Here is a 12,775-nt window from a genome sequence, read left to right on the forward strand (position 1 = left end):
CAGGTTGCCGTTTGCATCCTTGGCCATTGCCTTCACTTTATTGAGCGCCTTGCCGTCAGTCGCTTGGTTATTTGTGACCACGCCCAGCGTCAGCGCCAGCGTATTACTGTCCGCGACGAAAGTGATTTTTGCCGTGCTGATTGTTTCTCCCATCTTCGCCGTGACCGTACTGTCCCCTGCCTGAATATGGGACAGGTTTATAACCGCCTTGCCATGACTATCGCTGATCACGCGGGGGGAGGACACCTTGACCCCATTGTCCGCACTGAATGCAACATTCTGTCCTGCTACAGGATTACCCTGATTGTCTATGATGATGGCTTCAACCGTGTTGACGTCCAGGCTATTGGCCAGGGCATTATTCTTCGTGATAACCAGATTTTTTAGCTCAACACCCTGGGAGTCCACGACAATCAGCGTCTCTGCGGTATTGGATATATTCCCTTTCACATCCTCAGCCACGGCCGTCACCCGATAGGTATTCTTGGCACCGGGCGTTGTGTTGAAAGCAGGGAAGGTGAAGTTGAGGCTCAACCCCGAGGCGAGGCCTTTCACTGCGCCCGCAGGAAGCTCACCCACATTCCACACGACATTTTTCAGCGAATACTTCAACACAGGCAGGGTACCGGTAATAGTACCGGACAGGCTGCCTTTCCCGGACACGCGTACCGGCAAGGCCAGTTTGATCATTTCCTGTTTTTGGTATTCAAGAACGATGGTGTTGTTTCGGTCGACATGATTGTTGCGCATCTGTGAAAGCAGGTATTTTTCCGCCACCCCAGAAGACGATATTTGGTCTTTCCACGGCACACCAAGCCGATACGTAAAGTCGACCTTGCCCAGGGTATTTTGCTTGCCCTCCTGACCAACCTTGTGTTCAAGCCCAAAGGTCACCAACGAAACAGGCGTATAGTTCAAACCGACGGTGATGGCCGACGGATTTTTCTGCCGGCTGTCACGCCCAAAAAGCCCCACCTCATCACCGTAGTACTGCTCAAACATCACTGAGCCGCCTAACTGAGGATAAGAGGGCAAATAAGATTTAACACGCACGTCAAACCCTGACGCCGGGCGCTCATTATAGTCGGTAACATCGCGCGACTGCCGCCAGTCGCTCAGGCGAATATAGCTGTTGGCGGAGAGGGTGAGATAATCCATGCCGGCTTCCACACCGATGCCATAGCGACGGTTATTACCGGTAATTTCGTTATCATAAAAAGAGTTGGCACCCAACATCCACTGGTCTGTAAATGTGCGGTAGCCCACCCCCATATTCAGCGTGTTACGGCTCTCAGCATTGCGAAACCCCAACTGCGTGAAGAACAAATGTGAAGGCATGTCATAAAGCGGCAGCAGATAATCGATGGCGCTGCCCTTCAGGCTGAATTTGTTATCCACATTCAGTTGAACCTTTGCATTGCCAAACTGGTTAAGCCAGTTCTGGGTGGAACTTTGCAGAGGAGGCAGGACTAACGCCCGGCCCAAATCAGAGACTTTATTATCCGACTGGGAAGCCAGGGTCTGCGCCGAGCCAGAAAGCAAGCCTGATCCTGGGAGCTCGTCAGGCAGTTTTGCGGTATTTATTTTGGGTTGATAAAGGATAGGCACCTCAATGGCATCCCCCACCTGAACATTCTCACGCTGAACTTTTTCATTTTTGTTGTTGAGCTTTTTCAGTTCATCGAGAGAAAGCCCGTATTTTCGGGCAACAGTAGCCAGGGAGTCGTCCCCAATCAGCGTATAGCGCGTAGTGGGTATAGGCGGCGCAGGTGATGTGGGGTTAACGGCCCGCCCCCCCTGCGTAGCAGCAATAGCAGGCGAAGCACTGAGCATTACCGGGAAAATAAATTGAATAAAAACGATTACCCATGAAATCGCTTTTGACGCGAGAGGATTTATATACATTTATCTAATATTCCTAGAATAGAACGTGGAAAATATCACAATGCAAGATTGGCATTCATAGTAATCGGCCAAAACTAAAAGCCAATATGTTAGATCGTTAAAATTAATAACAAAGATGGAAAAACCAAAAAAAAAAAAAAAATAACAACACTACAGAGCGCTCATTAATGAGAACATTCTTCCATACAAACGAATGATAAACAATTTTCATTATTTGCAGTGATGTAATCAAGAGAGAATGTCTGTTATTTTATTCGGCTCACCACTCTTCAGCTTCTTTTATTTCGCCATTGGACGACATAATCTCATGCATCCATATTATCATCTGATTATTCAGGTTAGCTGTACGATAGAGTGTTGCCGTAAGTGGTTCGGCAAGATTTGTTTCTGCGCCCACTTTTTCCAGGGTACGCTGCAAAATGTCTTTCTGTTGTTCAAATGTTTTAAATGCCAGATTTCCCGTCGCCGGTTCAACAAATGAGACCATTAACTCATTGACACTATCAATATATTCCTGAAGGTTTCCTGTTGAGGGCAGCCGTAATAAACCATTTAGGAAAGCCATCGCCAGCGGATCATTGTCAAAATCAGGCAAAATGCTGGCCGCGACATTATCTTTCGCAGAGGGTGGGGCTATTCCCGTACGTTGCTTAACGCGGTCATCTAATGACAACAGAGAACCTGCATGGGCAGAAAATACCGGTGCTGGGGAAATACCGGCGAGCGATGAGATCATGGTTTGCTCCTGTCGTTAGCCGCCGCTGAACCTTGAGCCTGCAATTGCTCGATGAATTTATGCAGTGCATCTGCCGGGGCCTGACGACATTCCTGCGGTAGTGCATCCAGCTGTTGCTGCAATAAACGCGTGGCGGATTCCACATACTGTTCCGGTGAAAATTCGGCAACCTGATCGGCATAGCGCATGATAAAGCGCGGCTCAGCATGATAGTCCAACTGGCTGGCGCCGCCCCAGTCTGAAGCGAGCAAATCGTTAAGCTTTGGTTCCAGCGCACTCGCGCTGTCGGGCAAGATCAGGTACAGCGTTTCGTCGGATACCGGTAGCTTACGCAACCATTCTTCCAGCAGTAGCAGCAGCACCTCAGGCTTGTCTACGGCAGCAGATAACAGGGTGCGGGCGTGAACAGCCAGACGTTCACGTTCGTTGCGGAATATGGACTGGCTGGCTGTCAAGAATGAGGCGACGTGCTGTACGGCACAAAGCAGCCCCTGTTGATATCCATCCTGATAAGCATGCTGATGGAATAATTCAGCTTGCTGGCGGGCATCACGCAATATCCGCTGAGCATGCTGCTGCGCTTGCTCTTCCAGGCGCACGGCTCGCATATTCCGCTGCAGATGCTTACGACGAATCAGTACAGCGTCCACGGGGGGCTTAAGGTGGTGAATTGGGATATTTCTCAGCATGTTGTAGGGCCAAAGTCAGGATTAATGAATCAGCAGCAGGTTGTGGTGCTGCACTGTCAACATAGGGAGCAAATAACAGCGGAAATCGTTGTCTCAGCGGTTCTGGTAATTGTGAACGCCAGAGTCGCAGCCGCGCATACCCTGTCGCCATCAGAGCTTCATGACCAGGCACTGACTGAATATTTGCAGACTGGTTCAAAGAGACCTTCGTGGGCAGATCAATAGCAGTAAACGTAATTGCCCATGAGGGCAAATTAAGTAACCCCCCTTTCCATGCAAGTTCCGCACGCAACGAGTGACAACCTATCAGATAGGCGACTTGCGGCAGACGATGCCAGTGGCGCACCCACTGTCTCGCCAGCGGCGAGAGATCGATATGACCGGCCTCTAGCCGAAAAGCGCCGAGCAATAATTCATTTACCGCCGCCCGTTCCGCTGAGCAAGAAGCTAGATCCTCTGGGATCTGCACCCTCTGTGGGTGCAGGTATAACAACGGGTCAAATAACACACGTTGTAATGAGCAAGACAGCGAATGCCTACTCATTTTTGCTTCCCGGCAACGCCTTTAAGCTAGTGCGGTTTTGCCAAAACCAGAAACCTACCCCAAGAGGGAGCAACAAAAATAGAGTTACCAGCCACCCAACAAAACCAAACTCGCGCTCACGTAAAGGCGTGCTCGGAGCCTGCAATTGCGCTTCGCTTCGCCTGGAGAGCACCACCGAAATGTTGTCGTAGTCCACATTCGACAGGCTGTTCTTCAGGAATCGTTTAATATCGTTTATTTTTTGCTCTGGGTTGATGTCCTGGTCATATACTGCTAATGCAGACAAATGGACAGGCGTGGCTGAACGGTTTCCTTCCGTCGAATCGACATCGTAACTAATGTGGACACGGGCCGAAAATAAGCCGTCCATCGTCCGCAAAGACTGCTCCAGCCGCTGCTCAATGGCAGAATACAACCTTGCCTTTTCAGCTCGCGGCGATGACACCAGTGAATCGGCAGGAAACATCTGCGCGATTTCCATTCTCGGGCGTGAAGGCAAGTCATAGACTTTCAACCAGTCAACGGCTGCCGCGAAGTTCAACCGATCAACGCGAATGTTGTAACCCATTTTTCCTTTATCAAGCTTCTCTGCCTTAATGTTATGGCGCTGTAGAACCGCAATAACCTCATTGGCCTGCTGCTGATCCAATTTATCTAGCAAATCTTGCTGCTTGCAAGCCGTCAGCAGCAAGGCAAGCAGCACTGCATAAAGGCTTTTCATGATCGCAGCAAACTTTCGACCGCACCTACAGCTTTACGTGTCAGAGTACTGATGAGGGAAACCTCCAGGTTGTAGTCCGACGTGCGCTGTTGCAATGCGAATAATTTGGCAGGATCGGTTACGGTATGCCGATCCGCCAGACTTGCCAAAATAGAATCCTTCTCCATACCGCGCCCAACGGCAGACTGCGCATAGGCCTGGAGAAGCCGATCATCCAGCGACACAATGTCATTATCCTGACGTGTAATATCACGGGAGCGGCTGAGAACATCCAGAGACTGGATAGCAAATGTTTGCATAGCAAATTCCTCAAAGCGCAGCAGCAATGCTGCTACGCACCGGTTGATTAACGGAAGTTCTGGATAATGGCTGCGTCAATATCCTTAAACACTTTCACGGTGTTAGATTGTGCGTTTCGATATAAGTTGTACTCCGAGAGCTTGCTCTGATAATTAGCAAGTAACATCGGATCGGATGGCTTTTTAGTTAATGCATCAAGTGAAACCGTGACCTGCGCCTGCAGATCTTGCACACCTTGGTTAAAACTCTGGGATATATCATCAAGATAACCTGTCCACGCCATAGTATTTCCTTTTATCAATATTACAAAGAGTTAGTATAAGACCAGTGACCAGGACTCATTTTTATATAGCCATGCTCACCGTACCGAAACGAATAACCTTTAAACCGGTCATCCTTTAATTCAATGGCAACCTGTACATAGCGTTCGCCCCACTGCCGGTAGTAATCGTCGACCAAGCGCCGTGCACGCAATAACTCACCATCATCCAGTGTGCCCTGAATAACAAAGGTGACACTCCCTGACGAATCAACTCTCGAGTAAGGGAGTGCTTGACGCTTTAGCTCAGACTCAGCCTGGTGCACTGCAACAGTGTCATCCATTGAAACGATATCCACGCGATCCGCATAAGGCAACAGCCCCATCAACTGGCTATTCAGCATCTGGGCAGCATCATGCTCCAAGGCTGTGCGTTGACGACTGATCCACAACTGCGGCTGGCGCGGATTATCCAGCTGTAACCGGAAGTATGCGAGGGAGGGATAGTTATCAGCCAGCCAACGCATTACACGCGCATTTTCCTGCTCGGGATTAATAACCTGGGCAGGTTCAGCATAGTCGCCGCGCGCAATAATCTGCTGCGCCCAGATGGCATCGCGATTATTAGCAGCAGCAACATACATCACGTTGTTTCGCCCAGGCATCACCTGGAAGCGCTGATTATCTGTTCCCAGCAACATGCCAAGTTGATCGGCCTGTTTTTGTGGGTTGTCCGCTAACAAAAATCCGACCGCAAACAATACAGCCACCGCCAGCAGCCCCAGAGTGACTAAAGCATTGCGCTTAGCGGGCTGTGCAGGAGCCGGCAATTCAGCATTGCTGTCCTCTGATACTGCTGCGAACCAGGCCTGATGTTCAGGGCGCAGTGCAAACATCAAAGCGCCAACATGCAGAACGTTATTAAAAGTAACCGCGCGCTGATGAACAGAAACACCATCCTCCCCCAGCTCGCGCAGTATCACGTTTTCCGAGTCAGGATCTTCAAATAATATTTCAAAATTAATGCCTCCCTGTTCCAGAGGAACAAATAACGCTTCCTCCGGCAGTTCGGGGATCTGATCGTTAGTGACCATATCGGAACGTTGCCCGACCACAAGCAGAGTACGCCCTGGTGATAACAGAAACTCACAGCCCCGCAGAGGGCTATTGAGTAACCTAATAACGATCCTTTTAGGTGCATTGATTACCATAGTTAAAGCCAGTAATTACGTGATGGCATGAACTATTACAAAATGCTCCACTGATATCCTGATGAAAACTTGATGAATTATCGCTCAAGTTAAAAGTATTCACAAAAATTCACATTAATATCATGGAACTGCTCTATCCGGTGAATGGGAGATCCGCTTTTTTATAGTTTCTTTGTTTTATACACTAAGTTCCAGCGTGCTCATTAATAACATTGAAAAATGGGAAGTGTTTACTATGGAAAATTAATAAGCGATAAAATAGTGGTGAGAATGGCAAAGAGCTCTGACTTTTTTGTGATGAGTTGGAATTAAAAATCGCAAAGAGGATTACACCACTAAAAATATTAACTTGAAAAAACCAATGGTAAGAATAACATTAAAAAACAATCATCTAATGCAGGTAAATATCGAGATAAATAATAACACCATGAGAAAATAATATAAATAAGCAGGCAATAAGTGTTACACGAACATTCCCTCCCCCTTCAATATCCTTAGCAGAAATCATCAGGGTGATAGAAACCAAATAAAATCAGAATTATATATTCGCGCACATGATAGATTCCCCCTATTAAGCCAGATGTAATGAATCATTTTTATATATGACAACTTAACAGCCTAATTTAACCTAACAACCAAAATCGTTGCATTGACAAACACTCATTCTGTAACTGACAAACATAAAACCAGACGAATAATAACATTCACTCATAGCAAATATACTTCCAGCACCTCAACAAGATGTAACACGAACGCACACCTTGCATCCTGATGGCATCATGATTAATTATATGGAGCGTAAAAATTACATTAAAAATAGATGTTAACTTTCATCATACCATTTTATTTGTCAGTGGAAATAGTCGTTTTTTTATAGTCATAAAATACTTCCCACTGATATATTACATATGGATTCAACAAACCAATATAAAATAAGGGTTTACCATGAACGTATCAAATTCAGTGGCGATAGCGACTAAAGACATTTTTAAAAGTGCCATCCAAAATGGGAAGGAAGTGTTTAGGCAGGTGAAAACCGGTTTGGCGGGAAAACTTTCATCCGCTAAACAAAGTCAACATGAATTGAAAAGTAACAACTACAACCAAAGAACTCTTAGGACGAAAATTGCTACTCACAATATAATGAGTGCTGCAGAAAAAGAGTTTAACAGTGTCAACAAAAAACTGTATGACTATACGTCACAACTAAGTAAAACGGCTGCAACTGACCAAAAGGCGGGGGAAGTTAATACGAATACCACTGCATCGGCTGCAACTGACCAAAAAGCGGGGGAAGTTAATACGAATACCACTGCATCATATGGCAAACTCTGGGATACTAACCTTATTCTCCTGGGCGACGCCCAAATCATCGACCAATTAGCAGGCAGGAAAACATGGGATTTTTCTCGGAAGAATCGGAAGACGGTGCTTGCTGAACTGAAGCCAATGGTAGTTCCAACGGTTCCAACAGCTGAACTGAAGCCAATGGTAGTTCCAACGGTTCCAACATCAGACAAACCCCAAGTGGTCCCAACATCTGAGTTACAGGCTGCTTTTAAAAAGTTCGGCCTGGTTAATTAAAACGTAGCTCCCTGCTACATAATTGCGGCCGTCCTGCGGCCGCAATCTAATGAAGTAACTTTCTCGTCAGGATAAAACTATAGTACCTAAATATCCCCTCCTATCGGCCAAACCATAAAAGAGTATTCAATGTGACAAACCCCATCTCTCGCAGTAATGCATTTCGCCCATTTGACGCCCCCCCCCCGGATCTGTTGGCTCAAAACAGGGACAACACCATCAGCAATAATCTGCATACCGTGCGCAGTATCCCCCCTCTTTCACCACCTTCGGCGACAGTCAGGCTGACAGGCCCCGACATGCAACTGTCACGGCCAGACACACTGAAGATCCTGAAGGCGATGTCTGACCGAATTTCGCAACTGCCAGCGAGCAAGCCGCACGTTGGGAGGGTGCAACAGCAAATAAATTCCATATTGCAAAAACAGACCGATCTATTGACAGTAACGAACGAAGATTCGCTGAATATTCAAGAATGTGCCCAACTGTCATTAGATATGGAAGAACTAGCCCGCAAGCTCCCTGCGGGTAACACGCTGGCAGAGCTGAGCCAGCGGCTCGCACTGCTTGCCCAGGCCGCCTGGGCGCAGTTGGCTAAGTCAGTGGCCACAAACAAACTGTTTTCGCAGTTCAAGCACTTTGATCGTCCGGGTGCCAGCAGCGAAAAGAAAGTGGGTGTGTCAGTAGGTGCAGGCCTTGGCTTTGGTGCAGATAAAGCTGGCGGTAAGGCCACCTTTTCCGTCGGCCTGGAAAAAGGCTGGCGCATGGATAACGATGACGAAGGCTTTGTATTCCGGAACAAGACCGCTGCAGCCACCTTTTCCGCCAAAGTGAAAGGAGGTATCGGTATCGTTAGCGCTGCGCTATCCGGAAATGTGGAAGCGCAGAAAACACGCTTTACGGAATACAGGAGCGCCATGGATTTTGTTCAGTCGAACACAGAGCAACTGATGCAAGGTTCCCGCAGCAATACGCCAGGCGCCAGCTCCGGCAGGTTCCGGCCCGGTCGCAGAAACGAATTAAAGCGCCACCGCCGCTTGCTGCAACAGGCTGTAGACCAACAACAGAGGCTGAACCTTTTGCTGGGGTGGATCGGGCTGCGCGACGCCTCACCGGCGCTGAGAGGCAGTCACGCACCGGTGGTGCCAGTATCTGTTATGGTTCGCGTCAAAGGAGAGGCAAAAATACAAGCTGCCGCAGTGGGGGGGCACGCTGCAGCAACCCTGTCGCTGGTGCGCATGAATATCCATCAGCCCGTACTTACGCCGTTTTGGCAGGCGCTAAGCACGCAGGAAGGGGTGGCACGCAGCTCCAGCATCGCAGCGCAGCGGCTGGGGGCGATTGCAAAAAATGCCGGGCAGCTGTTCGACAGTGATAACGACAAGGTGGGAACAAGGCCACTCAGCCGTCTGATCGGCAGTGAAGCGGGGTCTCCAGCCGAATTGCGTAACTGTTCTCCGAATTTACTTCAACACGCCGCAAACCGGTTAAAAGCGGAACTCGAGCACTTCTGCGCGGTGGCGCAGCTACGGGATGCAAGCAAAGATAAGGGGCTGCGAGCAGAGAAGATTGAGAAGTCTATCATCTCCAGCTGGCAGGGTAAGAAACGCGAAGACGTGCTGGCCAATATGGCATTGGCACATGTCACCTTGTTGATTGAGACCAAAGAGTGCGGCAACGCCCCGGAGGCGGAACAAGTACTTAAGGAGATAGCGGAGATACTCGCTTCCCCCCCCATCCGCCACGATGCAGAGGCGTTGTCCACGCGGGTGGCCTTCCGCGATACCCTGGAGCTGCAGATCCGTGACCGCATATATGCGCTGGAACTTGGCGGAAATCTGGGCGGAAATCTAGGCATGAAGGTGGAGGCTTCTCTGACCGAGAGACATCGGATACACATAAACCCGATGCGAGACGGGGATTACAAAGATGTGCGTGTCACATTATCCGGTAACCTGGGCGGAGCCGGGGGGCTGGATAAGCTGAAAGAGGCGTTGGCGGCCCAGTTGCTCCCCCATGGATTAGCGGATCAACTCCCCTCTGCTCTGCAGAGTGTGGAAACTGAGTTGGCCGGAACGCTGGATAGCGGCGTAACGCTCCTACTGCGCTTCTATCGACCGCGTTATCAGTTGCAGGAGGGATTCCCACAGGCGGCGGCTGGCTTCCACCTGCAGTTGGCTCGGATAACGTCCGATAGCAATGCGTCCGGGGCGCTGTCCGCGGGCATCCCGTTACAGCCCGGCGTTTCGCTGGCGCTGGGGCTCCGTGCTGGCGGCACGGTCAACTCGGTGCTCTATGAGCGCTGGGGCGATAACAGCCTGACAGCGCCGATGATGCATTATCTTCACTTACAACAGGTAGGGGAACCCGAACGCTGGCAAGATATGGTTGCAATGCAGCAGCCGGCACTGAAAGGCCTGTTCCGCCAGTTAGCCAGGCTGGATTCAGCGGTAAGGAAGGAGGCAGGGCATTTTTTGAAGCACCAGGCTCAGGATGGCTTCGAAGAAAAATTTTTCGCCACGATGCAAGATTTTTCGTCCGGTAAGAAGAGTTTCGATGATGCCAGAATACTGCTGGATGAGCTGATGTTGCGTCAGCTTCCTCTGTGGCGGAAGGAGAAAGCGGCGTTCCATGGATGGGTAGAACAGGCAGTGTCGGTTTAACGACCAAAAGTTCAGGCATGACGTCGCCATGCCTGATGCTGCCCCTGCATAAGCACCACCTCTCGCGGTAGTGGCCAACAGCAAGAGACGGCTCTAATTTCCCGCCCCTTTTGATTAAAGATGATTAACGTTGCTCTGGGGGTTTGCCTACAACCTTGGCACCTGCATCGCGTAATACCTGCAGACTGTTTTCATCCTTAAATGGCTGCGGTCTACCAATATCCACAGGGTCGAATTCGCCAAAAACAGTTAGAGGGAAACCGGCCTTGACGGCGTCGCCTGCTTCTTTGTAGGCTTGTGGGCCACCGTTATACACTTGCATCTCTGCCCCCAACCCCACCTCGCAGGCAATGCGTAATGCAGCAACCACCATTTCCTCACCAGACTCAGGCATTTTTGTCGCCCAGTCATGCGGGTCCTGATTCTGTACGACAATAATTTTATTGCACCTATCAGAACAGTAATTTTCACCCGCGCTAGCGACGATACCGACAGTATTCATTCGCAGCTCATCTGCCAAGGAATAAACTAGCCCAATCCCCTGTGGGGTTCCACCGGCAACAATAGCAATGTCTGTAGGGTTCAGGCCTTTATCTTGCATTACGTCAAGTAATTGCTGATGCATATGATTGTACACTGCCTCAGAATTCAAATAACCATTACCTGAATGGCCGGCAAACACAATAGCATATTTATTTCCAAGAGCTTCCTGAAGCGCTATTTTATATGACACATCTGTGCGAACTGGATTTTTGACTTCATCGATGGAATTATAGCTGGCACGATTAACATGAATATTATTATCAATTGGCATAAATTTACCCCTTCATTTGTGAACGCGTATTTTGCGCAAAAAACCAATCCTAAAATATCAAAAAAAGCTTTTTCCAGAGCGTCATTCACTTGCGCCAACGCCAGATAATTCGTTACTGAAACAGGAAGCTAAAAAACATTTAACTCAACTTTCTTTTCCGGGTAATTTTAAAAAAATCATGCTAACTTTGATTTTACTAGCCGACCCCAACTCACCTCGATGACTCCCTCATCGATTAATTTTTTGATTATTTTTTGCACGGCACTACGTGATACTTGATTTCTCGACAGTATATAGGTGTATATAGACGTATTCATGCGTAAAACATCATCCATCCTTCCTATCTGTATTAAATGATTTATTACCAGATCGGTTATATTATTCGCACTAGTCAACATCGAGAGGTCAAAATACTCCCGAAGTAATCCAATAGATATATCAAATGCAGAAGGCCATAACGATTTCTCAGTAAGAATGGAACAACATTTCTCCACCGGCAACACCCACATGTCGCTGTTTTCATTGAATCTGTGATAGTGCATTTTTACATCATTACGTAAATAGGGTAAACCTACAATGGCAGGCGCATGGTGGGTCATTGTCAAACTGTCATCTGACAGACGAAAGACTGATACCGCCCCCGCAGATAAAAAGCCAAGGCAGCCCAATCTCCTGAAGTCAACCCTCTGATTTTTTGTATATTCAACCAGAGAGGCATCCTGATGCTGTCGTATTGCTCTTCCAATGGAGTCCACCGCGTGGACAATTTCCTCACCCATTATTCATCTCCCAAGCCAAAAATTGCACTAGCTGCACGTAACGAGTCATTTAAGATATCACGCCTCCCACGGATACCATAAGCATCGATCTAGCCATAATGTATGCTCTGGGGCATGTCTTAACATTGATCATTGTTAAGCTTCAGGGGTGAAAAATCTGATTTTGCTGACCAATAAGATTGTCATCAGTAAAATCTATAATCAGAAGCCAGTCCCCTCATCCACAACCAGAACCTCGCTTAGGGCCATGTACGCATTACGTTGCGTAATGTTTGTTTACGTAAAATTACACATTATTTCATAATCAAAAATCTTGTAATTAACATTGTTATATATACAATCACACCCATCACGTTAAAGTACAACGTCGCGATAAACCCAAGAAACACAGTATTAAAATATGATACTTAACACACACTCCTAACAAAAACGTTAGGCTTATATTTATTAAAATTAGATTTTAATTTTGTATTTACACACAACATAAATTAATGAATTTCATCTTAAACCCATCAACTAATTTAATTAAATATTTACAATAACATCATCACACTTTAATTGACGCACAAA

General features: G+C 47.9%; 12 protein-coding genes. 2 read left to right on the forward strand and 10 right to left on the reverse strand.

Going from position 1 to position 12,775, the window contains the following annotated elements; all coding sequences use genetic code 11:
* From E5C26_RS20165 to E5C26_RS20200, 8 genes are all read right to left on the reverse strand, one after another.
* On the reverse strand, nt 1-1,905 hold a 1,905-nt coding region (locus E5C26_RS20165; protein ID WP_135317886.1), incomplete at its 3' end, for an inverse autotransporter beta domain-containing protein.
* A gap of 259 nt (nt 1,906-2,164) precedes the next feature.
* Entirely contained in the window at nt 2,165-2,641 is a 477-nt protein-coding gene (locus tag E5C26_RS20170; protein WP_135317887.1) for a hypothetical protein, read from the reverse strand.
* Nucleotides 2,638-3,249 (reverse strand): oxygen-regulated invasion protein OrgB, encoded by a 612-nt coding sequence (locus E5C26_RS20175; protein WP_167796685.1) that lies wholly within the window; start codon nt 3,247-3,249, stop codon nt 2,638-2,640. Before E5C26_RS20175 ends, E5C26_RS20170 begins: the two co-directional genes overlap by 4 nt.
* Before the next feature lie 49 nt (nt 3,250-3,298).
* Entirely contained in the window at nt 3,299-3,874 is a 576-nt protein-coding gene (locus E5C26_RS20180) for a type III secretion apparatus protein OrgA/MxiK (protein WP_135317889.1), read from the reverse strand.
* Entirely contained in the window at nt 3,867-4,595 is a 729-nt protein-coding gene (locus E5C26_RS20185) for an EscJ/YscJ/HrcJ family type III secretion inner membrane ring protein (RefSeq protein WP_135317890.1), read from the reverse strand. Before E5C26_RS20185 ends, E5C26_RS20180 begins: the two co-directional genes overlap by 8 nt.
* Nucleotides 4,592-4,894, reverse strand: a complete 303-nt coding sequence (gene sctI, locus E5C26_RS20190) for a type III secretion system inner rod subunit SctI (RefSeq protein WP_135317891.1) — start codon at nt 4,892-4,894, stop codon at nt 4,592-4,594. The genes E5C26_RS20185 and sctI overlap by 4 nt, the downstream gene beginning before the upstream one ends.
* A gap of 47 nt (nt 4,895-4,941) precedes the next feature.
* Nucleotides 4,942-5,178: a type III secretion system needle complex protein gene (locus E5C26_RS20195; protein ID WP_135317892.1), complete on the reverse strand. Its 237-nt coding sequence runs from the start codon at nt 5,176-5,178 to the stop codon at nt 4,942-4,944.
* A gap of 20 nt (nt 5,179-5,198) precedes the next feature.
* Nucleotides 5,199-6,365 carry a PrgH/EprH family type III secretion apparatus protein gene (locus E5C26_RS20200; RefSeq protein ID WP_135317893.1) on the reverse strand — a complete coding sequence of 389 codons (1,167 nt, stop codon included), beginning with the start codon at nt 6,363-6,365 and terminating at the stop codon, nt 5,199-5,201.
* 945 nt (nt 6,366-7,310) lie between these two features.
* Here E5C26_RS20200 and E5C26_RS20205 point away from each other — a divergent pair.
* Nucleotides 7,311-7,949: a hypothetical protein gene (locus E5C26_RS20205; protein WP_135317894.1), complete on the forward strand. Its 639-nt coding sequence runs from the start codon at nt 7,311-7,313 to the stop codon at nt 7,947-7,949.
* A 299-nt stretch (nt 7,950-8,248) separates the two neighbouring features.
* On the forward strand, nt 8,249-10,612 hold the full coding sequence (locus E5C26_RS20210) for a hypothetical protein (RefSeq protein ID WP_135317895.1): 2,364 nt from the start codon (nt 8,249-8,251) through the stop codon (nt 10,610-10,612).
* Between the two features lie 124 nt (nt 10,613-10,736).
* Here the strand turns inward: E5C26_RS20210 and E5C26_RS20215 are convergent, their stop codons facing one another.
* Together E5C26_RS20215 and E5C26_RS20220 are read right to left on the reverse strand one after the other, a co-directional pair.
* Entirely contained in the window at nt 10,737-11,426 is a 690-nt protein-coding gene (locus E5C26_RS20215) for a hypothetical protein (protein ID WP_135317896.1), read from the reverse strand.
* 176 nt (nt 11,427-11,602) lie between these two features.
* A complete protein-coding gene (locus tag E5C26_RS20220) occupies nt 11,603-12,205 on the reverse strand; it encodes a helix-turn-helix domain-containing protein (protein ID WP_135317897.1) in 603 nt (200 codons plus the stop codon).
* Nucleotides 12,206-12,775: the final 570 nt, after the last annotated feature.

Origin of the sequence: Serratia proteamaculans (assembly GCF_004684015.1) — a bacterium.
GTDB lineage: Bacteria > Pseudomonadota > Gammaproteobacteria > Enterobacterales > Enterobacteriaceae > Serratia > Serratia proteamaculans_F.